Source organism: Streptomyces sp. NPDC026394, assembly GCF_055567735.1.
Map to the genome: position 1 here is coordinate 230,473 of NZ_JBVHPX010000011.1, position 25,836 is coordinate 256,308.

The following is a 25,836-nucleotide window of genomic DNA, read 5'->3' on the forward strand; positions in this document are numbered from 1 at the left end:
GAAACCATGGCGGTTTCCGTAACCCTTCCGGCGCTCGGCGAGAGCGTCACCGAGGGCACCGTCACCCGCTGGCTGAAGGCCGAGGGTGAGCGCGTCGAGGCCGACGAGCCCCTGCTGGAGGTGTCGACCGACAAGGTCGACACCGAGATCCCCGCCCCCGCCGCCGGCGTGCTGGCCTCCATCAAGGTGGCCGAGGACGAGACCGTCGAGGTCGGCGCCGAGCTGGCCATCATCGACGACGGCAGCGGTGCCCCCGCGGCCGAGTCCGCCCCGGCGCAGGCCGAGGCGCCCGCCGCCGAGCCCGAGCCCGCCGCGGCTCCGGCCCAGGAGGCCCCGGCCCAGGAAGCCCCGCAGCAGGAGGCCCCCGCGGCCCCCGCCGGCGGTGCCGAGGGTACCGACGTCGTCCTCCCCGCGCTCGGCGAGAGCGTGACCGAGGGCACCGTCACCCGCTGGCTCAAGGAGGTCGGCGAGGAGGTGGCCGAGGACGAGCCGCTGCTGGAGGTCTCCACCGACAAGGTCGACACCGAGATCCCCGCCCCGGCCGCCGGTGTGCTGCTGGAGATCGTGGTCGGCGAGGACGAGACCGCCGAGGTCGGCGCCAAGCTGGCCGTCATCGGCCAGAAGGGCGCTGCCCCGGCCCAGGCCCCCGCCGCCCCGGCTCCGGCCCCTGCCCAGGAGGCCCCCAAGCAGGAGGCGCCCAAGCAGGAGGCTCCGGCCCCCCAGGCCCCCTCGGCGCCCGCGCCGCAGCAGGTCACCACCCCCGCCCCGGACCCGGCCCCGGCCGCTCCGGCCCCGGCGCCGGCTCCGGCTCCGGCTGCCGCCCCCGTCACCCCGGCCCCGGCCGCGGGTGAGGCGGACGCCGCGTACGTCACCCCCCTGGTCCGCAAGCTGGCCCAGGAGAACAGCGTGGACCTGGGCTCGGTCAAGGGCACCGGCGTCGGCGGCCGTATCCGCAAGCAGGACGTCATCGCCGCCGCCGAGGCCGCCAAGCAGCAGGCCGCCCCGGCCGCTGCCGCCGCTCCGGCCGCTTCGAAGGCCCCTGCCATCGAGGCGTCGCCGCTGCGCGGCCAGACCGTCAAGATGCCGCGGATGCGCAAGGTCATCGGCGACAACATGATGAAGGCCCTGCACGGCCAGGCGCAGCTCACCTCCGTGGTCGAGGTGGACATCACCAAGATCATGCGGATGCGCAACAAGGCCAAGGACGCCTTCGCGCAGCGTGAGGGCGTCAAGCTCTCGCCGATGCCGTTCTTCGTCAAGGCCGCTGTCCAGGCGCTGAAGGCCCACCCGGTCGTCAACGCCCGGATCAACGAGGACGAGGGCACGATCACCTACTTCGACACCGAGAACGTCGGTATCGCGGTGGACGCGGAGAAGGGCCTGATGACCCCGGTCATCAAGGGTGCGGGCGACCTGAACATCGCCGGCATCGCCCGGAAGACCGCGGAGCTGGCCGGCAAGGTCCGCACCAACAAGATCAGCCCGGACGACATGTCGGGCGCGACCTTCACGATCAGCAACACCGGCTCGCGCGGTGCGCTGTTCGACACGGTCATCGTGCCGCCGAACCAGGTCGGCATCCTGGGCATCGGCGCCACCGTCAAGCGCCCGGTGGTCGTCGACCACCCGGAGCTGGGCGAGACCATCGCCGTGCGCCACATGACCTACCTGGCGCTCTCCTACGACCACCGCCTGGTGGACGGTGCCGACGCGGCCCGTTACCTGACGACGGTCAAGCAGATCCTGGAGGCCGGCGAGTTCGAGACCGAGATCGGTCTCTGAACACGGTAGCCACCGCGTAGGTGTGCAGGGTCGGCCCCGGTTCGTACAAGTTCGTACGAGCCGGGGCCGACCCGTTTTCGTTGCACGGATAATGGCCGTCCCGCGGTGGTCTCCCGTACCGCCTTCCGGTGCCGGGCCCCGGCCGCCGTCTGCCGCACGCTCTGAAGGAGCACGTCATGACCCCGCCCGTCGTCCATTCGCTCCGCGAGCAGATCCGCGAGCACATCCTGGAAGGGATCGTCAGCGGCCGCTGGCAGCCCGGTGAGCGGATCGTGGAGCGGCGGATCGCGGTCGAGCTGGAGGTCAGCCAGACGCCCGTACGGGAGGCGCTGCGTGAGCTGGAGTCGCTCCAGTTGATCGAGTCGGCTCCGAACAAGGGTGTACGGGTACGGAACCTGACCGCCGACGACCTCAAGGAGAGCTACCCGGTGCGGGCCGGCCTGGAGCAGGTGGCGGCGGAGCTGGCCGCCGGGCGCTTGGCCGAGGACACCGCGGCGCTGGACCGCGAGGTGGCGGCGCTGTGCGCGGCGGACCGGCACGGCGACGGTGAGGCGCAGGTGCGGCACACGGTGGCCTTCCACCGCGAGATCGTGCGCGCCGCCGGCAACGCCGTGCTGCTGCACACCTGGGAGTCGCTGGGTGTCGAGGTGTGGACGACGCTGTCGATCCGCTGGTTCAGCCCGGAGCCGCGGTCGCACGCGCGGGACCACCAGGAGATCGTGGACGCGTTCCGGCGGCGCGACCCGAGGATCGGCGAGCTGCTGAAGACTCACGTACTGAGCTGCGCGCCCAGGGTCTGACGCGCAGGCCGGGGACCGTTCTCCCCTTCGATTCGGAGCCGCAGACAGCCTGGCACCCCGTGCCTAAAAGGCTGGCACCCCGTGCCGACCTGCGGTTTTTCCTTCAACTTGCGTTGATCGATCATCGATCAGAGGCGTATCGTCGTCCGTGGGGCGCGACCCCTGCCTGCCAAAGCACTCATCGCACCTCCCTCCTCCGTCCGGAAAGGGGCCACCCATGCCCGATCCCGTACGTATGCCGTACAGCCAGCTCGACCAGGTCCCGGACCGCGACCCGGAGGAGACGGCCGAGTGGCGCGCGTCCCTGGACGCCGTCACGAAGGCGGCCGGTCCGCACCGCGCCGCCTACCTGATGCGCCGTGCCGTGGAGCACACCGGTGCCCCGGGCCTCGCGCCGCTCGAAACCGACTACGTCAACACCATCCCGACCTCCGCCGAGCCCGAGTTCCCGGGTGACGAGGCGATGGAGGCCCGGATCACGGCGTGGAACCGCTGGAACGCGGCCGCCATGGTCACCCGCGGCTCCCGTCTCGGCCTCGGCGGCCACATCGCCACCTTCGCCTCGGCGGCCTGGCTCTACGAGACCGGCTTCCAGCACTTCTTCCGGGGCAAGGAAGGCGACGGAAGTGGCGACCAGCTCTACATCCAGGGCCACGCCTCCCCCGGCATCTACGCCCGCGCCTTCCTCGAAGGCCGCCTCACCGAGGACCAGCTCGACCGCTTCCGCCAGGAGGCGGCCGGCGACGGCCTGCCCTCGTACCCGCACCCGCGGCGCCTGCCCTGGCTGTGGGAGTTCCCCACCGTCTCCATGGGCCTGGGCCCGCTCTCCGCGATCTACCAGGCGCGCTTCAACCGCTACCTGGAGCACCGCGGCATCAAGGACACCGCCAACTCCCACGTCTGGGCGTTCCTCGGTGACGGCGAGATGGACGAGCCCGAGTCGACCGCCGCGCTGGCGCTGGCCGGCCGCGAGGGCCTGGACAACCTGACCTTCGTCATCAACTGCAACCTTCAGCGCCTGGACGGCCCGGTCCGCCCCAACTTCAAGATCGTGCAGGAGCTGGAGGCCCAGTTCCGCGCCGCGGGCTGGAACGTCATCAAGTCCCTGTGGGGCCGGGCGTGGGACGAGGTCTTCGCCCAGGACACCGACGGCGCCCTGCTGCGCCGCCTGCGCGAGACCCCGGACGCGCAGTTCCAGACGTACGCCACCCGCGACGCCGCCTACCTGCGCGAGCACTTCTTCGGGTCGGACCCGGCGCTGGGCCGTATCGCCCAGGGCCTGTCGGACGCCAAGCTGCTGGAGCTGTTCCAGACCTCCCGCGCCGGCCACGAGCCCCGCAAGGTGTACGCCGCCTACAAGGCCGCCGTCGAGCACAAGGGCGCGCCGACCGTCATCCTGGCGCAGACCGTCAAGGGCTACACCCTCGGCGAGGGCTTCGAGTCCCGTAACGCCAACCACCAGATGAAGAAGCTCACCGGCGAGCAGTTCCGCGCCATGCGCGACCTGCTGGAGCTGCCCATCCCGGACAGCGCCCTGGACGCGGACGTGGTGCCCTACGCGCGCCCGGACGAGAACTCCCCCGAGATGGAGTACCTGCGTCAGCGGCGCGCCGCCCTCGGCGGTCCGGCCCCGGCCCGCAAGGTCGTCGCCAAGCCGCTGCCGATGCCGGCCGACAAGGCGTTCGACGCGCTGAAGAAGGGCTCGGGCTCGCAGGAGATCGCCACCACCATGGCGTTCGTCCGCCTGGTCAAGGACCTGATGCGGGACAAGGAGACCGGCAAGCGCTGGGTGCCGGTCGTGCCCGACGAGGCCCGTACCTTCGGCATGGAGTCGCTGTTCCCGTCCGCCGGGCTCTACTCCCCCGTCGGCCAGACCTACGACCCGGTCGACCGTGACCAGCTCCTGTACTACAAGGAAGCCAAGGACGGCCAGATCCTCAACGAGGGCATCACGGAGGCCGGTTCGCTGGCCGACTTCACCGCGGCGGCGACCTCGTACGCCACCCACGGCGAGCCGATGATCCCGTTCTACATCTTCTACTCGATGTTCGGCTGGCAGCGCACCGCCGACCAGTTCTGGGCGCTCGCCGACCAACTGGGCCGCGGCTTCGTCATCGGCGCCACGGCCGGCCGTACGACGATGACCGGTGAGGGCCTCCAGCACGCGGACGGCCACTCGCACCTGATCGCCTCCACCAACCCGGCGGCGCTCTCCTACGACCCGGCGTTCGCGTACGAGGTCGCGGTGATCGTCAAGGAGGGCCTGCGCCGGATGTACGGCCCCGACGCGGAGGACGTCTTCTACTACCTGACGGTCTACAACGAGACCAAGGTGCAGCCCGCCATGCCGGAGGGCGTCGAGGAGGGCATCCTCAAGGGCCTCTACCGCTTCAAGGAGGCCGCCCCGGCCGCTGCCGACGCGCCGCGCCTGCAACTGCTGGCCTCCGGCACCGCCATCCACTGGATCCTGGAGGCCCAGGAGATCCTGGCCCGCGACTGGGGCGTGGCGGCGGACATCTGGTCGGCGCCGTCCTGGACGGAGCTGCGCCGCGACGCGCTGGAGTGCGACGCCGCCCGCCTGGAGGGCGAGGACCGCGTCCCGTACGTGACCCGCGCGCTGGCCGGAGCCCCCGGCCCGGTCGTCGCGGTCAGCGACTGGATGCGGGCCGTGCCCGACCAGATCGCCCCGTGGGTCGAGCAGGACTGGACCTCGGTCGGCACCGACGGCTTCGGCCTCTCCGACACCCGCGAGGCCGCCCGCCGCCACTTCGGCGTCGACGCCCGGTCGGTCGTCGTGCAGGCGCTGGCCGCGCTGGCCCGCCGCGGCGACGTGAAGGCGGAGACGGTCAAGGAGGCCAAGGAGCGGTACGGCCTGTAGGCCACGGGCGGGCGCGGCGGGCTGCCGCCGCGCCCGCGCCACCTCCCGCCGGGCCCGCACTCCGCGCCGGACCCCGGTCCGGCGCCCCCCGCTCCCGTGCGGAGACCACCTCAACCGCGCCCGGGGTCTCCGCACGGGATCTTCGTCGTCACCTCCTTCCCCACCTTCTCCGTCCTCTCCGTCGTGTACGGCGGGCGCGTCCCGGCGCGCCCGCGCGCGGCATGATGCAGTCATGCGCGCTGCCCGGCTGATCAAGATGGTGCTGCTGCTCCAGTCCCGCCCGTCGATGACCGGCGCCGAACTGGCGCGGGAGCTGGAGGTGTCGGAGCGTACGGTCGCCCGCGACGTGCTCTCCCTCTCCGAGGCCGGGGTGCCCGTCTACGCGGACCGCGGCCGGGCCGGCGGCTACCGCCTCATCGGCGGCTACCGCACCCGGCTGACCGGCCTCGGCCGCAGCGAGGCCGAGGCGCTGTTCCTGTCCGGCGTGCCCGCCGCGCTGCGCGACATGGGCCTCGCCGACGCCGCCTCCGCCGCCCGCCTCAAGGTCTCCGCCGCGCTGCTGCCCGAACTGCGGGACGCCGCGGACGGCGCCGCCCAGCGCTTCCACCTCGACGCCCCCGCCTGGTACCGCGAACCGGCCACACCAGACCTGCTGCCCGCCGTCGCGGACGCGGTCTGGGACGACCGGCGCATCGCCACCCGCTACCGCCGCAAGGACACCGAGGTCGAACGCGAGTTGGAGCCGTACGGCCTGGTGCTCAAGGCGGGCGTCTGGTACCTGGCGGCACGGGCCGGTACGGACATGCGCGTGTACCGCATCGACCGCTTCACCTCCGTCACGCCCCTCGACGACCGCTTCACCCGCGGCCCGGACTTCGACCTGCCCGCCTTCTGGGCGGAGCGGGCCGCCCAGTTCGCCCGCTCGATCCTGCGGGACGAGATCGTCGTACGGCTCACAACGGCGGGCACCCGCCGGCTGCGGCACGTCACCGACCGCGCCGGTGCCGAGGAGGCCCTGGCCGCGGCGGGCGAGCCCGACGAGCGGGGCCGGACCACGGTCACCCTGCCCGTCGAATCCCTGGACGTCGCCTACAGCCAGTTGCTCGGCCTCGGCCCGGAGGCGGAGGTGCTCGGCCCGCCGGAGCTGCGGGAACGGTTCGCCGCCGCGGCGGGCCGTATGTACGGGCTGTACGGGTCGCACGGGGAGCACGGGCAGCCGTGAGACGCGGCTGCCCGTGCCGTGTGGGGCGCGCCGGTGCCGCCTACCGGTATCCGGTCGTGTCCGCCGGCTTCCCCTCCTGCTCGACCTCGGTGATGTAGCGCCAGGCGTCCGGCGCCGACCCGTCCACGTCCGTGAAGCCGTACACCTTCGCCAGCCCGCCGCTGGACAGCGCCTGCCCGTTGAACCGGGCGACGTCCGGGTCACCGGCCAGCGCCGCCAGCGCCCGCCCGACGAACACCGGCGTCTCGGAGATCGCGAAGTGCGGGTTCTGCTCGCAGCCCGCACGCCAGTTTTCCTCGGTGACCTTGAAGTGGGTGTCCAGCATGGCTTCCGACCGCAGCCAGCCCGGCGTCAGGCAGAGCGCCGTGCACCCGTACTCCAGCAGTTCCTGCGCCAGCCCCTTCGTCATCCGGATCGGCCCGCTCTTGGCCAGGTCGTAGTAGAAGGGCTCCCGATAGCGCCGGTTGAACTCCTCCGTACCGTCCGTCACCTCCACCAGCAGCCCGCCCGGCCGGCGGATCAGCAGCGGCAGCGCGTACCTGCTGGTGATGATGTGGCTCTCCACCCCGAGCCGCAGCACCCGCAGCCCCTTCTCCAGGTCGTGCTCCCACATCTTCTTGCCCCACTCGACATGCACGTCCCCGCCCCACAGGTCGTTGACGAGGATGTCCAACCGTCCCTGCTCACGGTCGATGCGCTCGGTCAGCGCCCGTACCGCCGCCGGGTCCAGATGGTCCGTCGGTACGGCGACGCCGGTGCCTACGGCCGTTTCGCCACCCTTCCGCTCGGCACCCCTCCGTTCGGCACCCTTCCACTCGCCACCCCTCCGTTCGGCACCCTTCCGCTCGCCATCCCTCCGTTCGGCATCCTTCCGGGCCGCCGCTCCCGCCGCCGTCACCAGCTCCGCGGTCTCCTCGATCGTCTCCGTCGCCCGGCCGACCTCGCTGACGTGCTCCCTGGTCGTGCGGCCGGTGACATAGACCGTGGCACCGGCCCGGCCCAGCTCCACCGCCATCGCCCGGCCCGCGCCGCGCGTGGCGCCGGCGACCAGCGCGACCTTCCCGCTGAGCGGTCCCTGCGGGCTGCCTGCCCCGGCCATGGTGAGTTCTCCTTCTGTCATGCCACGACCCTCCCGCCGAAACCCGACACCTTGTGTCCGCTTTTCCGCGCGAGGGGCCCCGGGTAACGACACCGTCGCATCTGGGGTACTCCGCGTGCGTCGCCGTGCGGCAGGAACGATGCTGTACCCGTGATGGACGAGACGGAGTTCTGGCAACTCATCGACAACTCCCGCGAGGCCGCCGAGGGCGACCCGGAGGAGCAGGCGGACGCGCTCGTCGAACGACTGGTCGCCCTCGACCCCGACTCGGTGGTGGACTTCGCCCGGCACTTCGAGTCCCGGGACAACCGCGCCTACACCTGGGACCTGTGGGCCGCGGCCGGCATCCTGCTCGGCGGCGCGAGCGACGACGCCTTCGACAACTTCCGAAGCTGGCTGATCGGCCAGGGCCGGGAAGTCTTCGAGGGCGCCCTGCACGACCCCGACCACCTCGCCGACCTGCTGGACGCGTTCGACGACGAGGTGGACGGCGACGCGGAGGAACTCGGGTACGCGGCGGACGAAGCGTACGAACAACTCACCGGCGCCGAAATGCCCGACCTCGGCCTGCCACCCCAGCCCCGCGAACCCCTCGGCACCTACCTCGACCTGGACGACGACCGCGTCCTGGCGGAACGCTTTCCGCAACTGTGGGACCGGTACGGCACCTGACGCCTTTCATGTTCGGGCAGCGAGACAGCGAGATCACCGAGGCAACGATGAAAGTAAGTAAAAACCGCCGCCACGCCTGACAAAATCACTGGTCACGGCCTGCGGTCCCCGCGCGTGCGGGGGTGGTCCCCGGCCGGCCACGTCGCCGAGCACCCTGGTGGCGCGGTCCCCGCGCGTGCGGGGGTGGTCCCTGGGAGAGCGGCGGCACTGCGGTGGTCCCGAGGCGGTCCCCGCGCGTGCGGGGGTGGTCCCCCGCAGCTGGGCCCGGCCGTCATTTTCTGCCTGCGGTCCCCGCGCGTGCGGGGGTGGTCCTGCGCGGCCTGGGTGGCGAGTACGAGGGCATCTGCGGTCCCCGCGCGTGCGGGGGTGGTCCCTCGGCATCCTGCCGGAGATCATGGCGGACCCCGCAGTCCCCGCGCGTGCGGGGGTGGTCCCTCCGGCTCGTGGCGCCCGAAGCACGCCTGACCGCGGTCCCCGCGCGTGCGGGGCTGCTCCCTCGCCGTGCCACGACACAGGCCGCGCGCGGCTGCCGACTGCTGGCTGCTGGCTGCTGGCTGCTGGCTGCTGGCTGCTGGCTGCCTAAATCCGTTGCCGCACCTAGAGGCCGTAGGCTATACCTAGGAGGCATAGGAAATACTTAGAGCCCCTTGGGCGTACCTAGGGGCCCTAGGCGAATGGCGGGAAGGGGGCAGACCCATGGCACGAGCCGGACTGACGACGGACCGAGTGACGCTCGCAGGAGCCGAGCTGGCGGACGAGGCCGGACTCGACCAGGTCACCATGTCACAGGTGGCGCGGCGGCTCGGTGTGAAGGACGCGAGTCTGTACACGCACGTACGCGGGCTGGACGACCTGCGCGGACGGATCGCGCTGCTGGCGGCGGACGAGAAGACCATCCGTATCGCGGAGGCGACCGCCGGCCTCGCGGGCAAGGACGCGCTGGTCGCGTTCGCCGACGCCTGGCGGGAGTACGCGGCCGCCCACCCCGGCCGCTACATGGCGACGCAGTTGCCGCTGAAGATCGACCCGGAACTGGCCGCGAACGCCCCCGGACCGCGGCGCGCGGTCGAGCTGACCTACGGCATGCTGCGCGGTTACGGCCTGGCCGAACCCGACCTGACCGACGCGGTCCGTCTGCTGCGCAGTACGTTCCACGGCTTCGTCGCCCTGGAAGCCGCCGGCGGCTTCGCGCACGCGCGTGCGCCGCAGGACTCCTGGGTCCGCGCCCTCGACGCCCTCCACACCGCCCTGACGCACTGGCCCTCGCCCCGCGAAGCCCGAGAAGGAGACCCGACATGACCGGCCCGACCACCGGCAGCCTGCGCGTGAACGGCGCGACCCTGCACTACGAAGTACGCGGCCAGGGCCCGCTGCTGCTGCTCATACCGGGCGGCGCGGGCGGCGCGGCCTCCTTCGACGGCATCGCCGACGACCTGGCCGCCACGTACACCGTCGCGACCTACGACCCGCGCGGCATGTCCCGGAGCGTGCTGGACGACCCCGGGGCCGAGCAGCACGTGGCCGAGCACGCCGACGACGCGTTCCGGATGCTGGAGCTGCTGTCGCCCGGTGAACCAGCCCGGGTGCTCGGCATCAGCTCGGGCGCGATCGCCGCCCTGCACCTGCTCACCACCCACCCCGAACGCCTCACGCGCGTCGTGGCGCACGAGCCGCCGGTGGTGGAGGTCCTGCCGGACGCCGCCGAACACCGGGCGCTCGTCGCACGCGTAGAGGAAACGTTCCGTACCCAGGGGCTCATGCCGGCGATGGCCGTGTTCGCCTCGGGCCTCAGGGCGGACGGCAGCGGCACCGGGCCCCAACCGGAGATGAAGCTTCCGCCGCAGGCCGCGGCGCGGGCCGAGCGGACCATGGCCAACCTGCCGTACTTCGTCGGACGGATCGTGGCCCCTTTCATGTCCTACGCCCCGGACACCGCACGCCTGGCGGCCCTGACCGACCGGCTCGTCCTGGCCGGCGGCCAGGAATCCCACGGCGAGCTGTCCTACCGGCCGGCCGCCTTCCTGGCCGAACGCTTCGGCACGGAACTCCTGCACTTCCCCGGCGGCCACACCGGTTCGACCACACACCCCGCCGCATTCGCCGACGTCCTCCTGAAGGCACTCACCCCTTGAAGGCCGCCTCGGCCGCTCAGTTCAGCTTCTTGCCCATCAACACGTCGTCGACGTACTCGCCCTCCAGCAGGAACTCCTCGGGCAGAATGCCCTCCACCGAGAAGCCCGCCGACTCGTAGAGCCTGCGCGCCGGAGTGTTGTGCCCGAGGACGCGCAGGGTGATCCGGCGGGCGCCCTCGTCCGCCGCCTGCGCACACGCCGCGTCCAGCAGCGTTCGGGCGACGCCCCGGCCGCGCGCCCAGGTGTCCACGGCCAGGCCCTGGATCTGCCGGACGTGGGCGTTGCAGGGCAGCGCCGTCGGCGGCACCAGCCGAAGAAAACCCGCCAGCCGGCCCGCGATCTCCGCCACGAGCAGGTCCTCGGGGCGGTGCCGGTCGTCGAAGAACCGGCCGTACGGAGACTGCGGCCGGGGCGTCACGGCGTGCAGCGTCGACCACGTACGGCGGTCGATGACCGCGAGCGGCTCTTCATCGGCGAAAACGGCGGTACGGACGAGCGATTCGGACATGCGTGCCACTGTGCCATGCGTACGCGTCCGGGCACGGCAGTATGGCTGTCATGCGGATCGCGATCACCGGCTCGACCGGTCTCATCGGAACGGCACTCCTGCGCTCCCTGCGCGCGACGAGCACCACCCACCCGCCGGAAGCCGGGGAGCGGCCCGACATCGTCCGGCTCGTCCGGCGCCCGCCGCGCGGCGCCGACGAGGTGCGCTGGGACCCCGAGCGCCAGACGGTGGACGCCGCCGGGCTCGCGGGCTGCGACGCCGTCGTACACCTCGCGGGCGCCGGCGTCGGCGACCACCGCTGGACCGACGCGTACAAGCGCACGATCCGGGACAGCCGGGTCCTCGGTACGGCGGCGCTCGCCGAGGCCATCGCCTCCCTGGACACCCCGCCGCGCGTCTTCGTCTGCGGCAGCGCCATCGGCTACTACGGCGACACCGGCGACCGGCGGACGGACGAGTCGGCGCCCCCCGGCGACGACTTCCTGGCCCGTGTCTGCGTCGACTGGGAGGAGGCCGCCGCACCGGCCGTCGACGCCGGCATCCGGACGGTCTTCCCCCGCACCGGGCTGGTCGTGGGCCGCCAGGGCGGTGCCTGGGGTCGGCTGTTCCCCCTGTTCAAGCTGGGCCTGGGCGGACGGCTCGGCAGCGGCCGGCAGTACTGGAGCTTCATCTCCCTGCACGACCACATCGCCGCCCTGCGGCACCTCATCGAGACCGAGGAACTGAGCGGCCCGGTCAACCTCACCGCGCCCGAGCCGGTCACCAACCGCGAGGTCACGGCGGCGATGGGCCGGGTACTGCACCGCCCCACACCGTTCCCCGTCCCGGCCCCCGCCCTGCGGCTCGCCCTGGGCGAGTTCGCCGGCAACGTCCTGTCCAGCCAGCGCATCATCCCCCAACGCCTCCTGGACTCCGGCTTCATCTTCACCCATCCCACCGTGGACAGCGCGATCCGCTCGGCACTCACCCCCTGACCCTTCACCCCACCCGGGCGGCGCCTACCTCTTGTTCTTTCCTCCCCCCACCGGGGCGCGGCCCGGCACGAGACCGAGGGGGCGGGGCTCCGGGGCGGGTTCCAGGACGTAGAAGCGCAGCAGTCCAGGAACCCGCCCCGGAGTCCCGCCCCCGCCCGCACCACTCACACCACCGGCGGGCCCCGCCCCACACCCCCCTCGCGCCGAAGGCGCCCCGGCCACCACCCGCTGCCGACGCCCCCTCCCCCGCCGCAAGGCGAGACACACCCGCCGCCGACGCGTCACCCGACAACGGACCGCCCCGTCCCACCGACTCGCGGCACTCCGTGCCGCATCGTGCGCCCGTGCGCGGTCTACGCGCGATCGCGCCCCCGCCGCCGCGCTTCTTATGGTTCCAACCTCACGAACTCGGCATCCCGCGCGCCGGTTCGGGGCAGGAGCCCCTCAGCGCCGGCACCGGGACCGACCTCGGGAGGGCACGTGCTGCGCACCGCATCGACCGTGGACGTCGTCATCGTCGGGGCCGGCCTCGCCGGTCTCGCCGCCGCCCACCATCTGACCAGCGCGGGAGCCACGGTCACCGTGCTGGAGGCCGCCCCGCGCACCGGCGGCCGGACCACCACCGACCGTCTGGACGGCTTCCGGCTGGACCGCACCGGCCAACTATTCGTCACCTCGTACCCCGAACTGCGCACCACCCCCGGCCTCAACGGCTTGGTCCTGCGTCACTTCTCCCCCGGGCTCTGTCTCCACAACGGCCAGCGGACGCACCGCGTCGGTGCTCCCCGGAGCACAAGGGGCGCACTTTCCGCCGCGCGCGCCCTTTCGCGCTCCGAGCGGCGCGCCGACCGCCCCGTCGCCCAGGCGCTGGCCGACCGCCCGCCCTTCCCGCCGTACATCCCCGACGGGTTCCTGCGCCCCCTCCTGTCCGCCCTTCTCTGCGATCCCGGGCTCTCCGGCTCCAGCCGCAGCGCCGCCCAGGCCCTGCGCGCCTTCGCCCGCGGCCGGCTGTGCCTGCCCGCCGGCGGCGCCTCGGCGCTGCCCGAACTCCTCGCCGCCTCCCTTCCCCCCGGCACCGTGCGCACTTCCGTACGCGCCGTCTCCGTCTCGACCACCGACGTCACCACCGCCGACCACGGGCGGTTCCCCTGCCGCTCGGTGCTCGTGGCCACCGGAGCACGCGACGCGGCAGAGCTGCTCCCGGGGCTGCGCATCCCCGATTTCCACCCGGTCGCCATCGTGCACCACACCACTGACAGTCCCCCGGTCCGCGAACCGGTGTTCTTCCTGCCCGCCGACGGCCCGGTGGCGCACACCTACGTCGCCAGCGAGACCGACCCGTCCCGCGCCCCCGCGGGCCGCGCCCTGGTCACCACGACCGTGCTGGGCGCCCCGGCCACACTGCCCGCCCGGGCGCTGGACAAGACGGTCCGGCCACAGCTCGACCGGATCTACGGCACCTGCACCGACGCCTGGGAGCTGCTGGCCGCCCACCACGACCCGGAGGCGGTCCCGGCCATGCCCGTACCGCACGACCCGGACCGGTCCGTCCGGCTGCTGGCCGGGCTGTACGTGTGCGGCGACCACCGGGACACCGGCACCGTCCAGGGCGCCCTGCGCTCCGGCCGCCGGGCCGCCCGGGCCGCACTCGACGACCTCCGCCTGCCCCCGTTCCGCGAGCCCTGCGAACTGTCCGCAGCGGCCTGACCTGCCCCCCTGCCCCTGACCCACCGACCGGCCGGGCCGCACACCCGTAGGGCCCGGCCGGCCCACCGCACCGAAGGGGCGGGCCGCGATCCGCGCCCCGCCCCACCGGCTCCGCCCCGGGACCCACCCCCGCCCGGCTCCCGCCCGTCACCCCTTCGTACTGCCCCTCCGTACCGACCCCTTCTTCGTACCGGCCCCTTCGCGCTCACCCCTTCATGGCCGCCACCCGGTCCCGGTACCCCCGTACCGCCGCCGCGTCCCGGTACGGCTCCAGCCGGCGCTCGAACTCGCGGACGTACTCGTGCGCCCGTACGGACCGCATCTCGGACGCCTGGAGCGCCGCCTCCGCACCCAGCGCGCACGCCTGCTCCAGCTCGCCCAGACCGAGCCGCGCCGTCGCCAGCACCACCCGGCAGAACAGCCGGCTGCGGGCGAACCCCGCGCCCCGGAGCTGGAGCGAGCGCTCCGCGTGCTGCGCGGCGGCCCGGAACTGCTGGAGGTCGCGGTGGCAGTGCGCCAGCTCGTCGGCGAGCTGCGCCTCGTCGAAGAACCGCGCCCAGTAGGGCGTGTCGTCCCCGGGACGCGCCGTCTCCAGCGCCCGTTCCGCCCGCGCGAGCGAGGCCGTGCACGCCCGTACCTCGGTCAGTACGCCGTGTCCGCGCGCCTCCGCCGAGTGCAGCAGGGCCTGGACGACGGGCGGCGCGTTGCTGCCGACGCCCTGCTGGGCGACCCGGGCCAGTTGGACGGCCTCCCGGCCGTGCCCCAGGTAGACGGCCTGCCGGCTCATGGTCACCAGGACGTACGCGCCGTACGCGCGGTCCCCGGCCGCCTGCGCCAGCCGCAGCGCCTGGACGAAGTACCGCTGCGCCAGGCCGTGCGCGGCGATGTCGTACGACGTCCAGCCGGCCAGCCGCGTCAGGTCGGCGGCGGCCGCGAACAGCCGCCGCCCGGCCGCCTCGCCGTACGTGCCGCGGAGCATCGGTTCGACCTCGTGCTCCAGGTAGCGCACCAGGGCCTGGCGCGCGTGCCCGCCGCCGTACGCGTGGTCCAGCGCGCGGAACAGTTCGCCGACCGACCGGAGCGCCTTGATGTCACCGGCGGACACCCGGTAGGCGTGCGCCCGGTCGGAGCGTTCCGTGCGTTCGGGGCGCTCGGCTCGCTCCGTACGCCCGGCGCGTTCGGCGGCTCCCGCGCGCTCCGCCCGTTCGGGATGGCCGGCCCGGTCGTGGCCGGCCCGGTCAAGCTGCCGCTGCCGGGGCACCGACACCTGCATCCGGCCCGGCGCGGTCAGCCGGCCCGCGGGCTCGGCCGCGTCACCGTGCGCGACCCGCTCGTCGGCCCGCCCGATCAGCCAGTCGCGGCTGGGCACCACCAGCCCGGCCGGGGTGAAGGCGATCTTGCGCAGCTCCGCGTGGCTGCCGGAGTCCTTGCGCCACAGACCGCTCACGATGTCCACCGCCTCGCTCGGCGTGGACGCGAACTCCAGCCCGGCGTACACCGGCGCGCAGGCGTCCAGGCCGAGATCCTGGGCCGACAGCCGGCGTCCCAGTCTGCGCGTGAAGACCTCGGCGATCAGTGCGGGTGTGGTGCCTCTGGGCTGCTGCCCGCGCAACCAGCGCGTCACCGACGTCTTGTCGTACCGGAGGTCGAGCCCGTGCTCCAGGCCGAGCTGGTCGACCCGGCGGGCCAGCCCGGCGTTGGAGAATCCCGCCTCCGCGATGAGCGCGGCGAGCTGTCGGTTGGGCGTGCGCTGTGGGGGTCGTTCCGTCATCAGCTTTACCGGTCTCCTGCCTTCCGGGCCGAGCTGCCCGGGTTCGGCTGACCCTGTCCGGCGCTGCTCCCTGCCCTCGTGGAACGGCGTGAATGTAACGGCCTTCAGCGGCTTTCTCGCCGCCTTCGCCACGCGTTCATCCGATCGTGTGAGCAGGGCTCGCACTGTCCTCCACGCGTCTCCGGGCGGCCCCGCCCCGGTTCCGCAACGGCGGCCCCGGGAGTGCCCCGGGGCTCCCGGAGCACTCCCGTGCGCCCGCGCACCAAGCCCCCGCTCCGGGCGCGTGCGGGCGCCGTCCGCCCCCGCCGTACAGTTGGCGTGGGCGCGAAGGACGTATCAAAGTTCGAAGAGGAGCTGCCGTGACTGCGATCTCTCGGGGGGACACCCCCGTACCCGAGGGGCTGCGCTTTGTACAGCTGGGCTTCGGCGCCGACGCCGTCGATTACGAGACGGCCTGGCAGGAGCAGCGCAGGGTGCACGCCGCCCGGTTCGCCGACGAGGTCCCGGACACCTGTCTGCTGCTGGAGCACCCGCCCGTCTACACGGCGGGCCGGCGCACGGACGACAGCGAGCGCCCCCTGGACGGCACCCCGGTCATCGATGTCGACCGCGGCGGAAAGATCACTTGGCACGGCCCCGGCCAGCTGGTCGGCTACCCGATCCAGAAGCTTCCGCGCCCGGTCGACGTCGTCGCCCACGTACGGCGTCTCGAAGAGGCCATCATCCGCACCTGCACCGAGTTCGGCGTGGAGACCACCCGGGTCGAGGGCCGCAGCGGTGTCTGGGTGCTGGGCGCCCCGGTCGCCGACCGTCCCCACCTGGGCGGCCTCTCCCTCGACTTCGACCCCCGTACGGCCGACGAGGAGTTCGACCCCCGGCTGAACGGCCCGGAGTACGCCCCGTCCAACGCCGGCCAGCGCGGCGAGGACCGGAAACTGGCCGCGATCGGCATCCGCGTCGCCAAGGGCGTCACGATGCACGGCTTCGCGATCAACGTGAACCCGGACAACACCTCGTTCGACAAGATCGTGCCCTGCGGCATCAGGGATGCCGGGGTGACCTCCCTCGCCAACGAACTCGGCCGGGAGATCACCATCGCCGACGTCCTGCCCGTCGTCGAGAAGCACCTGCGCGACGTGCTGGAGAACGCCGTGCTGCTCCCCCGGGCGGTCTGAGCCGGTCCACGGACCGGCCGGGCCCGGTCTCTCCGGACCGGCGAAACCGACCGCACGGAATGCGCCCCTGCCATACGGGGTTGGCCTGCACGTAAAGACGTGCGAATTGACGGGCGTACCCTGGTGTACGCCGAAGAAACGAAGTCGTAGGGAGCCGGACGTGTCCGCTGTCGCACCCGACGGACGCAAGATGCTGCGCCTGGAGGTCCGGAACAGCCAGACCCCCATCGAGCGCAAGCCCGAGTGGATCAAGACCCGGGCGAAAATGGGCCCCGAGTACAACCACCTGCAGGGCCTGGTCAAGAAGGAGGGCCTGCACACGGTCTGCCAGGAGGCAGGCTGTCCCAACATCTACGAATGCTGGGAGGACCGCGAGGCGACCTTCCTCATCGGTGGTGACCAGTGCACCCGCCGCTGCGACTTCTGCCAGATCGACACGGGCAAGCCGCAGGAACTGGACCGCGACGAGCCGCGCCGGGTGGCCGAATCCGTCCGGACCATGGGGCTGAAGTACGCCACCATCACCGGCGTCGCGCGCGACGACCTGGACGACGGCGGCGCCTGGCTGTACGCGGAGACCGTCCGCCAGATCCACGCCGCGATGCCCGACACCGGCGTCGAACTGCTCATCCCCGACTTCAACGCGGTCCCCGAGCAGCTCGCCGAGGTCTTCTCCTCGCGCCCCGAGGTGCTCGCGCACAACGTCGAGACGGTGCCACGGATCTTCAAGCGGATCCGCCCCGGCTTCCGTTACGAGCGGTCCCTCGACGTCATCACCAAGGCCCGTGAGGCCGGTCTGGTCACCAAGTCCAACCTGATCCTGGGCATGGGCGAGGAGCGCGCGGAGATCAGCCAGGCGCTCCAGGACCTGCACGACGCGGGCTGCGAACTGATCACCATCACCCAGTACCTGCGTCCGTCGGTGCGGCACCACCCCATCGAGCGCTGGGTCAAGCCCGCCGAGTTCGTGGAGCTGAAGGAAGAAGCCGAGGAGATCGGTTACGCCGGCGTCATGTCCGGCCCGCTGGTCCGCTCCTCCTACCGCGCCGGCCGTCTGTACCAGCAGGCGGTCGAGCGCCGCCAGGTCGAGGAGTCGGCACAGGCCGTCTGAGTCCGACCGGGCCGTCCCGCCCCGCACAGGGCCTTCCGGCCCATGGACCGGAATGTGAAACGTGGCACAGAGTGTCATGACGCGGCCCGTACCTCCCCAGGCAGGGGCGGTGCGGGCCGCGTCAACGTTTCATCGGTGTTTGACCGGCGGGTCATCAGTTGGTAACACCGATCTGTAACGATGGCTTCACAGAACGCGTCCACCATTCCTCCAGAAGGGGAACCCGCCATGCAGGCCGCGCCCGCTCGCGCCACCGCTGTTCTCCCCCTCCCGTCGGTCACCGATGCCCTGCGCGCGGTGGAGTCCGTACTGATGCGCGGAGGCCAGCGCACCGCCCGCCGGAACGCGTGGACATCGGTGCTGGAGGACCGCCGCCGCGCCAGGGACCGGCGCGAGGCCCAGCACGTACTGGAGGCCGCGGCGACCGAGGGTCCGAACGCCACGTAAACTGCGCCCCATGGCGAGGAAGGCAAAAGCAGACAGCGCTGAGGGCGCTGCGAACCCCGGGCGACTGAAGCAGATCGCCCAGACCTACAAGATGACCCGTCGGGTCGACCCCAAGGTCGGTCTTGTCGTCGCCGGCGTGGGCATCGTCGTTTTCGGCGTTCTCCTCGTCCTCGGCTTCCTGATCGGCCACCCCGTCTACCTGGGCATCCTGGGATTCGTCCTGGCCTTCCTCGCGATGGCGATCATCTTCGGCCGTCGTGCCGAGCGGGCCGCCTTCGGACAGATGGAGGGGCAGCCCGGCGCGGCGGCGGCCGTACTGGACAACGTGGGCCGCGGCTGGACCGTCACCCCGGCCGTGGCGATGAACCGCCAGCAGGACGTCGTGCACCGCGCCGTCGGCAAGGCGGGCATCGTCCTCGTCGGCGAGGGCAACCCGAACCGCGTACGCGGCCTGCTGGCCTCGGAGAAGAAGCGGATGGCCCGCATCATCGCCGATGCCCCGGTCCACGACTTCGTGGTCGGTGACGGCGAGGGCCAGGTCCCGCTCAAGAAGATCCGTACGACCCTCCTGAAGCTCCCGCGCACCCTGCCCGGCCCCCAGGTCACCGCGACCAACGACCGCCTCCGCGCGCTCGGCGACCTCATGAGCAACATGCCGGTCCCGAAGGGCCCCATGCCCAAGGGCATGCGGATGCCGAAGGGCGGCGGCGGCAAGATGCGCTGAGGCGCGCCGTCACTCGCGGTGCGTGGCGCGTGGCGCGTGGCTGTGTCACCGGAACGGCCGAGGGGCCCAGGACCTTGTGGTCCTGGGCCCCTCGGAGGTTTTCAGGGGGCTCGGGTGCCCCGTACGCCCGGGTACACCCCCCCGTACGCCCCGGCACAGCGCGCACCGGCCGTACGGCCCTTACGGCTGCCCGTACGCCTCGGATCCGAACCTGTACTAGATCCGAACCTGTACGGCGCGGGCCAGCCGGTCGTGGAGACCGCGGCCGTCGCGGTCCCAGATCACCGCGGGGATGACCACGGCCAGCAGCACCGTACGCAGCACCACGCGCAGCAGGGGCAGCCGTCCGCCGCCCTCCGCGACCACCCGCAGGCCCAGCAGCCGCTTGCCCGGCGTGAAGCCCACCGTCCCGACCGTCAGCACGCTGAGCACCACGAAGACGGCCAGCGCCCAGTTGCTCGTCGACTCGGCCCGGCCGTGGCTGAGCAGCCCGTACGCGACGAGCGTGCACAGGGCCCAGTCGATGAAGAGGGCGGCGAAGCGCCGGCCGGGGCGCGCGATCGAGCCCGGTCCCTCCTCGGGCAGCCCGAGCTGCTGTCCGCGGTAGCCGAACTCGACACCCATGTCCTCGGCCGCCGCGCGGGGCCCGGAGATCCACGATCCGATTGCTTGCCTGTTGTCCACCCGTCCACGGTACTGCGACCGCATACGTTCGCCCGCTCGCGGGGCGCCGCCGAAGGCGCCCGAGGGCCGTACCGGGAGCCGCCGTGCGACGCCCCCGCCACACGGCGCGACGGTTACGGCTCCGCCCGGCCCCGGCCCCCCAGCCCGTGCCACCGCACGCAGCCGTGCTCAGCCGACGCTCGTCCGACACCCCGAGCCCCCGCCGGAATGATCAATTCCACCACCCCCTCCTCCCGCACATCACCTCCCCGTACGGGCCGCGCGGCGGTTAACCTCGGCGAAACAAATGGGTCATGCTTGGGAAATCCCGCCTGCCTATGGTCGGGCAAGCGCGCCACCGCACATGGTGCGCTCCGAGTAGCAATCCCGCGCCGCCGACCGCCGGTGACCGGGCTAGGAGGAGTTGGATGTTCCAGAACGCCGATGAGGCCAAGAAGTTCATCGCGGACGAGGACGTCAAGTTCGTCGACGTCCGGTTCTGCGACCTGCCCGGTGTGATGCAGCACTTCACGGTTCCGGCGGAGGCGTTCGACCCGACCGAGGAGCTCGCCTTCGACGGCTCCTCGATCCGCGGCTTCCAGGCCATCCACGAGTCCGACATGGCCCTGCGCGCCGACCTCTCCACCGCCCGCGTGGACCCGTTCCGCCGCGACAAGACCCTCAACATCAACTTCTTCATCCACGACCCGATCACCGGCGAGCAGTACAGCCGTGACCCGCGCAACGTGGCGAAGAAGGCCGAGGCGTACCTCGCCTCCACCGGCATCGCCGACACCGCGTTCTTCGGTCCGGAGGCGGAGTTCTACGTCTTCGACAACGTCCGCTTCGAGACGTCGGCGAACCAGTCCTTCTACCACATCGACTCCGAGGCCGGCGCCTGGAACACCGGTTCCGAGGTCAACAACCGCGGTTACAAGGTCCGCTACAAGGGCGGCTACTTCCCGGCTCCCCCGGTCGACCACTTCGCCGACCTGCGCGCCGAGATCTCCTTGGAGCTCGACGCGGCCGGCCTGAAGGTCGAGCGCCAGCACCACGAGGTCGGCACGGCCGGCCAGGCCGAGATCAACTACAAGTTCAACACCCTGCTGGCCGCCGCCGACGACCTGATGCTGTTCAAGTACATCGTCAAGAACGTCGCCTGGCGCAACGGCAAGACCGCCACCTTCATGCCCAAGCCGATCTTCGGCGACAACGGCTCCGGCATGCACGTCCACCAGTCGCTGTGGACCGGCGGCGAGCCCCTCTTCTACGACGAGCAGGGCTACGCGGGCCTCTCGGACACCGCCCGCTACTACATCGGCGGCATCCTCAAGCACGCCCCCTCGCTGCTGGCCTTCACGAACCCCACCGTGAACTCCTACCACCGCCTGGTGCCGGGCTTCGAGGCCCCGGTCAACCTGGTCTACTCGCAGCGCAACCGCTCCGCCGCGATGCGCATCCCGATCACGGGTTCCAACCCGAAGGCCAAGCGCGTCGAGTTCCGCGCCCCGGACCCGTCCTCGAACCCGTACCTCGCCTTCTCCGCCCTCCTCCTCGCGGGGCTGGACGGCGTCAAGAACAAGATCGAGCCCGCCGAGCCGATCGACAAGGACCTCTACGAACTCGCCCCCGAGGAACACGCGGGCGTCCCCCAGGTCCCCACCAGCCTCCCGGCCGTCCTCGACGCCCTGGAAGCCGACAACGAGTACCTCCAGCAGGGCGGCGTCTTCACCTCCGACCTCATCGAAACCTGGATCGACTACAAGCGCACCAACGAAATCGCCCCGATCCAGCTCCGCCCGCACCCGCACGAGTTCGAGCTGTACTTCGACCTCTAAACCGGGAGGCTGTGGGCGAGGGAAAGCCGCCCACCCAGCCAGCCAGCCGAAAATGATGAAGGCCACCCCGCGGGGTGGCCTTCATCATTTTCGGTACGCCAGGTACCAGAAGAGTTCCCGCAACTCCCGGCTGCGGGGCGCCCGGAACTCCTGTCTACCGGATCGGGTGCAAGCGGTGGGTGTATCGTCCGTGTGGCGTTGCTGCGGCAGCGTGTCTCGCTACATCCGATCCCGGCGTCGGTGCGAGCAGTGGGCTCTGGAGAGTCACCCGCAGTTGGCAGTCAGTACGCACCAGGACATCCGATCTGTCTCTCTCCTGTCGTCGCCGGGCGGCAAGTGGAAGGGGCACCGCATGTCCAAATCACGCAACAGCAACCGTCTGGCTAAGAAGATTCACCACCAGACGTCGCTCACGCTGGCGACGGCTACCAGACTGGCGAAGCAGGCCGATGTCTACCTCGGGACTCCGGTAGCGGACGCCTCGGACCCGGATCAGCGCCGTCTGGAAGCACATGTCGCCCACGTATTGGCAAGCAGCTTCCAAGACCGCCAACTGAACGGCGCCCTTCTCGGGGTGCTTGCAGCGCAGGAGGAGAGCCAGTATCTGGCTCTGACCTTGGAACCCGTCATGGCGAACGAGATTCTTAGTGAGCTTCTCCCGCGTTTTGATCACTTCTACGGAGGCATCCGCGGGGTACCTGCGCTGCGCGTCCGTCAGACCCACGAGCGAGTGGTACTCCTCGACGCACTCAGCTCGGCCCGAATCACTTTGACGCGAGCCGAAGGCGGCCCCATGCTTCTGCCCTCCGCACGCGATGGTGAGGCGCTTCTGTGGAAACGGGTCCCCCTCGGTCTCTCTCGCGAGGAGCGGGAGGAGGCTGAAGAGTGGATCGACTCAAGATCGATCAAGAAACTGCGGGTGCGTGATGTGTTGCTGAGCCGAGTACTGCGTCGGCCGGGGTTGGTCAACAGGGCGGCTCAACCGCATGGTTTCGCCAACTGCTACACCCACCATTCCGGCGATCTCGTGATCGAATGGTGCTGTGGCGACACTGCCGGGGCCTTCTGCGCCAACCTCGCGGCCCACGGTTTCCTCGACGGTTTGCCCCGCCAGAAGGCGCTCGAGTTGACCTCCCCTCGATCCGCTCGACTCGGCGATTCCACCCTGATTCTGAATCGTCATGATTCGTGCTTGTACGGCAGCGGAGCAACGGAGATTGTGGAGTACATCAGGGAGCGTTACGAGTCATGACCTTGTCCTTGATGGTGCTCGGAGTTTCGGCGTGTGTGGCCCTGGGAGTTGTTGCACGCTGCTGGCGGGACGTAGTCGTACTTCGTTCCTTGGGACGCCTTCTCGAAGGCTGCGACCAGGGGCAACGACTCGAAATTTGCCGAATCCTCGCCGCTTCTCTACAGGAAGCGGCGAGGACGGATTTGCACGGTGAACTGCCGAGCAGGGATCCGGCGGCACCGTAATCCCGGGGAATGAGCCACCTGGGGCTCTCGCGCTTCGACCGCCTCGTCCCGGCCGAACCTGTCGGGCAAAGGAGCGCTCGGTGTGGACCGTTGGCCGAGGCAGGTCCTTGCGTAGGCGTGGCCCGGTTGTTCCTGTCGGCGCCGCTCCCGTAGACGGCATCGGTTGGGTGGAGTGTGCGTGGAGTGCTGATGAAAAATCCGCGGGGAGCCCCTGTCACTCGATCGGCAATCGGAAATGCGTGCGATTCAGTCGGGCGGTGCAGCCGGAATCATACGTACTTACGTTCCGTCAAGACGATGGGTAAGCGGTGGGTCGAGTGGGTAGTGCTGTGGCCGCCGGGTGGGTGGCGCGGGGAGTTGGACGGGGGACCTCGCCTGCGTGGCGGGGGTGCGCACACTGCGGAGTGGAAGAGTTGGACGACGAAAGGATTTTGCAGTGGTGGGGCAGCCGTTTGAATTGCCGGGGTTCTATCTGCCGTATCCGGCTCGGTTGAATGGGCAGGTCGAGGAGGCTCGGCGGCACTCCAAGGAGTGGGCCCGGGGGATGGGGATGCTGGAGGGGTCGGGGATTTGGGAGGAGGGGGATTTGGATGCGCATGATTACGCGTTGCTGTGTGCGTACACGCATCCGGATTGCTCGGCGGACGTGCTGTCGCTGGTGACGGACTGGTACGTGTGGGTTTTCTTCTTCGACGATCATTTCTTGGAGGCGTTCAAGCGGACGCAGGACCGGGTCGGCGGGAAGGCGTATCTGGACCGGCTGCCGCTGTTCATGCCGATGGAACTGGGCACGCCGGTGCCGGAGCCCACCAATCCGGTGGAGGCGGGGCTGGCGGATCTGTGGGCGCGGACGGTGCCTTCGATGTCGGAGGGGTGGCGGGCTCGGTTCCGGGAGAGTACTGAGCATTTGCTCAACGAGTCGCTGTGGGAGCTTTCGAACATCAACGCGGGGCGGTTGCCGAATCCCGTCGAATACATCGAGATGCGCCGGAAGGTCGGCGGTGCGCCGTGGTCGGCGGGGCTGGTGGAGTTCGCGGCGGGGGCGGAGGTGCCGGCGGCGGTGGCCCGGTCGCGGCCGTTGCGGGTGCTGAAGGATTCGTTCTCGGACGGGGTGCATCTGCGGAACGATCTGTTCTCGTATCAGCGGGAGACGGAGGAGGAAGGGGAGCTCAGCAATGGGGTGCTGGTGCTGGAGAACTTCTTCGGGTGCAGCACTCAGGAGGCGGCGGACGCTGTCAATGACCTGATCACCTCTCGGGTGCAGCAGTTCGAGAACACGGTGGTGGCGGAGCTGCCGGTGCTGTTCGCGGAGAAGGGGTTGAGTCCGCGGGAGTGTGCGGATGTGCTGGCTTACGCCAAGGGGTTGCAGGACTGGCAGTCGGGTGGGCATGAATGGCACATGCGGTCGAGTCGGTACATGAATGGGGGCGGGGCGGAGGTAAAGCAGGGTGCGGGCGACTGGTCGCCTTTCGCGTTCGGGGGGATCGGGACTTCGGGGGTGGACGTCCGGCGGGCGACAGCGGTCACGGGGGCCAAGCGGCTGCGGAACTTCACGCATCAGCCGTTCCGGAAGGTGGGGCCCTCGCAGTTGCCGGACTTTTATATGCCGTTCGCGACGACGTTGAGCCCTCACTTGGACCGGGCCCGGGTGAACGCGGTGGAGTGGGCAGCGGCGATGGGGATGTTGCGGCCGCAGGCCGGAGTGCCGCTGTCGGACGTCTGGAGCGCCGAGAAGGTGGCGGATTATGACTTTCCGTTGTGCGCTGCCGGGCTGCATCCCGATGCGACACCGGAAGAGCTGGACCTGGGGTCGCAGTGGCTGACCTGGGGGACGTACGGGGACGATTACTACCCGGTGGTGTTCGGGGCGGCGCGGGACCTTGCCGGGGCGAAGGCGTGCAATGAGCGGCTTTCGGCATGCATGCCGGTGGAGGAGGGGGAAACGTTTCCGGAGCCGGCGAACGCGATGGAACGGGGGCTGGCGGACCTGTGGCGTCGCACGACCGGGTCGATGGATGCCACGGGACGGAGGACGTTCCGGGATTCCGTCGAGGTGATGACGGCCGGGTGGATCTGGGAGCTGGAGAACCAGGCGCGGCACCACGTTCCCGATCCGGTGGACTACATCGAGATGCGACGGGCGACGTTCGGCTCCGACATGACGATGAGTCTGAGCCGTATCGGGCACGGTCGGCGGGTGCCGGAAGAGGTGTACCGGAGTGGTCCGATGCGTTCGCTGGAGAACGCCGCGGTCGACTACGCGACGCTGCTGAACGACGTGTTCTCGTACCAGAAGGAGATCGAGTACGAAGGGGAGGTGCACAACGGCATCCTCGTGGTGCAGAACTTCTTCGACTGCGACTATCCGACGGCGCTCGCGATCGTCCATGACCTCATGACGTCCCGCATGCGGGAGTTCCAGCACGTGGCGGCGAATGAACTTCCGGTGCTGTACGACGACTTCGCTTTGTCGGACGAAGCCCGGGGGCTGCTGGACGGGTATGTGAAGGAGCTGGAGAACTGGATGTCGGGGATTCTCACCTGGCACCAGGGGTGCCGGCGGTACCGAGAGGAGGATCTGCGGCGGCACAAGGGGACTACGGGTGCGCCTGCGGAGGGCGGCGCCGGGGTCTCGTCCGGTACGTGGAGCGGCCGGCCTACGGGGCTGGGGACTTCGGCGGCCCGGGTCGCGGCGCGGATGAGCGGGGTGGCGTGAGGCGGAGCACGCGGGCGGCGGCCCTGCGTCTTCCGGCATGACGGGTGGCCCCTCCCGGATGGGCCGGGAGGGGCCGGTCATGTCAGGAGTGCGCGGCGGCTGCTCGGCGGTGGATGGTCAGGGACGGTGGGAGTCGTCGCT

General features: G+C 71.1%; 20 protein-coding genes and 1 CRISPR repeat array. Of the genes, 16 read left to right on the forward strand and 4 right to left on the reverse strand.

Features of this window, described 5'->3' with window-relative positions:
- The first annotated feature begins 6 nt into the window (after window positions 1-6).
- The 4 genes from sucB (at window position 7) to ACZ4QV_RS25185 (ending at window position 6,682) form a co-directional block, all read left to right on the forward strand.
- Window positions 7-1,782, forward strand: a complete 1,776-nt coding sequence (sucB, locus tag ACZ4QV_RS25170; RefSeq protein WP_361589515.1) for a 2-oxoglutarate dehydrogenase, E2 component, dihydrolipoamide succinyltransferase — start codon at window positions 7-9, stop codon at window positions 1,780-1,782.
- Between the two features lie 176 nt (window positions 1,783-1,958).
- Complete coding sequence (locus ACZ4QV_RS25175) at window positions 1,959-2,582, forward strand: GntR family transcriptional regulator (RefSeq protein WP_361143153.1); 624 nt, start codon at window positions 1,959-1,961, stop codon at window positions 2,580-2,582.
- A 217-nt stretch (window positions 2,583-2,799) separates the two neighbouring features.
- Window positions 2,800-5,460 carry a pyruvate dehydrogenase (acetyl-transferring), homodimeric type gene (gene aceE / locus ACZ4QV_RS25180; RefSeq protein ID WP_361143156.1) on the forward strand — a complete coding sequence of 887 codons (2,661 nt, stop codon included), beginning with the start codon at window positions 2,800-2,802 and terminating at the stop codon, window positions 5,458-5,460.
- A 232-nt stretch (window positions 5,461-5,692) separates the two neighbouring features.
- Complete coding sequence (locus ACZ4QV_RS25185) at window positions 5,693-6,682, forward strand: helix-turn-helix transcriptional regulator (protein ID WP_361634786.1); 990 nt, start codon at window positions 5,693-5,695, stop codon at window positions 6,680-6,682.
- 40 nt (window positions 6,683-6,722) lie between these two features.
- On the opposite strand, the gene ACZ4QV_RS25190 is transcribed toward ACZ4QV_RS25185, so the two are convergent.
- Window positions 6,723-7,802, reverse strand: a complete 1,080-nt coding sequence (locus tag ACZ4QV_RS25190; RefSeq protein WP_361634789.1) for an SDR family oxidoreductase — start codon at window positions 7,800-7,802, stop codon at window positions 6,723-6,725.
- Between the two features lie 132 nt (window positions 7,803-7,934).
- Between ACZ4QV_RS25190 and ACZ4QV_RS25195 the strand changes: the two genes are divergently transcribed.
- From ACZ4QV_RS25195 to ACZ4QV_RS25205, 3 genes are all read left to right on the forward strand, one after another.
- Window positions 7,935-8,453, forward strand: coding sequence for a DUF4240 domain-containing protein (locus ACZ4QV_RS25195; RefSeq protein WP_361145177.1), 519 nt, complete (start codon window positions 7,935-7,937; stop codon window positions 8,451-8,453).
- Window positions 8,454-8,554: 101 nt separating this feature from the next.
- A CRISPR array of direct repeats spans window positions 8,555-8,949; the repeat unit is 29 nt; unit sequence GCGGTCCCCGCGCGTGCGGGGGTGGTCCC.
- A 200-nt stretch (window positions 8,950-9,149) separates the two neighbouring features.
- Window positions 9,150-9,752 (forward strand): TetR/AcrR family transcriptional regulator, encoded by a 603-nt coding sequence (locus tag ACZ4QV_RS25200; protein WP_361143165.1) that lies wholly within the window; start codon window positions 9,150-9,152, stop codon window positions 9,750-9,752.
- Window positions 9,749-10,585, forward strand: a complete 837-nt coding sequence (locus ACZ4QV_RS25205) for an alpha/beta fold hydrolase (protein ID WP_361634792.1) — start codon at window positions 9,749-9,751, stop codon at window positions 10,583-10,585. Before ACZ4QV_RS25200 ends, ACZ4QV_RS25205 begins: the two co-directional genes overlap by 4 nt.
- A 16-nt stretch (window positions 10,586-10,601) precedes the next feature.
- On the opposite strand, the gene ACZ4QV_RS25210 is transcribed toward ACZ4QV_RS25205, so the two are convergent.
- The gene (locus ACZ4QV_RS25210; RefSeq protein ID WP_361143171.1) at window positions 10,602-11,093 is read right to left on the reverse strand and encodes a GNAT family N-acetyltransferase; all 492 of its coding nucleotides are present in this window, start codon (window positions 11,091-11,093) and stop codon (window positions 10,602-10,604) included.
- Window positions 11,094-11,134: 41 nt separating this feature from the next.
- Between ACZ4QV_RS25210 and ACZ4QV_RS25215 the strand changes: the two genes are divergently transcribed.
- Window positions 11,135-12,067: a TIGR01777 family oxidoreductase gene (locus ACZ4QV_RS25215; protein WP_361143174.1), complete on the forward strand. Its 933-nt coding sequence runs from the start codon at window positions 11,135-11,137 to the stop codon at window positions 12,065-12,067.
- A 480-nt stretch (window positions 12,068-12,547) separates the two neighbouring features.
- Window positions 12,548-13,774 (forward strand): FAD-dependent oxidoreductase, encoded by a 1,227-nt coding sequence (locus ACZ4QV_RS25220; RefSeq protein WP_361634795.1) that lies wholly within the window; start codon window positions 12,548-12,550, stop codon window positions 13,772-13,774.
- 205 nt (window positions 13,775-13,979) lie between these two features.
- Here ACZ4QV_RS25220 and ACZ4QV_RS25225 read toward each other — a convergent pair whose 3' ends face one another.
- A complete protein-coding gene (locus ACZ4QV_RS25225; protein ID WP_361143180.1) occupies window positions 13,980-15,545 on the reverse strand; it encodes a regulator in 1,566 nt (521 codons plus the stop codon).
- Between the two features lie 359 nt (window positions 15,546-15,904).
- On the opposite strand from ACZ4QV_RS25225, the gene lipB reads away from it, so the two are divergent.
- The 4 genes from lipB to ACZ4QV_RS25245 all read left to right on the forward strand — a co-directional run bounded on the left by lipB (window position 15,905) and on the right by ACZ4QV_RS25245 (window position 19,002).
- On the forward strand, window positions 15,905-16,720 hold the full coding sequence (gene lipB, locus ACZ4QV_RS25230) for a lipoyl(octanoyl) transferase LipB (protein WP_361143183.1): 816 nt from the start codon (window positions 15,905-15,907) through the stop codon (window positions 16,718-16,720).
- A gap of 160 nt (window positions 16,721-16,880) precedes the next feature.
- On the forward strand, window positions 16,881-17,831 hold the full coding sequence (gene lipA, locus ACZ4QV_RS25235) for a lipoyl synthase (RefSeq protein ID WP_361143185.1): 951 nt from the start codon (window positions 16,881-16,883) through the stop codon (window positions 17,829-17,831).
- 228 nt (window positions 17,832-18,059) lie between these two features.
- A complete protein-coding gene (locus ACZ4QV_RS25240) occupies window positions 18,060-18,278 on the forward strand; it encodes an SCO2195 family GlnR-regulated protein (protein WP_031004195.1) in 219 nt (72 codons plus the stop codon).
- Between the two features lie 10 nt (window positions 18,279-18,288).
- Entirely contained in the window at window positions 18,289-19,002 is a 714-nt protein-coding gene (locus tag ACZ4QV_RS25245) for a DUF4191 domain-containing protein (protein WP_361634798.1), read from the forward strand.
- A gap of 216 nt (window positions 19,003-19,218) precedes the next feature.
- Here ACZ4QV_RS25245 and ACZ4QV_RS25250 read toward each other — a convergent pair whose 3' ends face one another.
- Window positions 19,219-19,686 carry an RDD family protein gene (locus ACZ4QV_RS25250; RefSeq protein ID WP_125047487.1) on the reverse strand — a complete coding sequence of 156 codons (468 nt, stop codon included), beginning with the start codon at window positions 19,684-19,686 and terminating at the stop codon, window positions 19,219-19,221.
- 407 nt (window positions 19,687-20,093) lie between these two features.
- Here ACZ4QV_RS25250 and glnA point away from each other — a divergent pair, with 407 nt between their 5' ends.
- The 3 genes from glnA (at window position 20,094) to ACZ4QV_RS25265 (ending at window position 25,695) form a co-directional block, all read left to right on the forward strand.
- The gene (gene glnA / locus ACZ4QV_RS25255) at window positions 20,094-21,503 is read left to right on the forward strand and encodes a type I glutamate--ammonia ligase (RefSeq protein ID WP_030022007.1); all 1,410 of its coding nucleotides are present in this window, start codon (window positions 20,094-20,096) and stop codon (window positions 21,501-21,503) included.
- 352 nt (window positions 21,504-21,855) lie between these two features.
- Window positions 21,856-22,755: a hypothetical protein gene (locus ACZ4QV_RS25260; RefSeq protein WP_361634801.1), complete on the forward strand. Its 900-nt coding sequence runs from the start codon at window positions 21,856-21,858 to the stop codon at window positions 22,753-22,755.
- Between the two features lie 663 nt (window positions 22,756-23,418).
- Window positions 23,419-25,695 (forward strand): terpene synthase family protein, encoded by a 2,277-nt coding sequence (locus ACZ4QV_RS25265; RefSeq protein WP_361591183.1) that lies wholly within the window; start codon window positions 23,419-23,421, stop codon window positions 25,693-25,695.
- The last annotated feature ends 141 nt before the right edge of the window (window positions 25,696-25,836 follow it).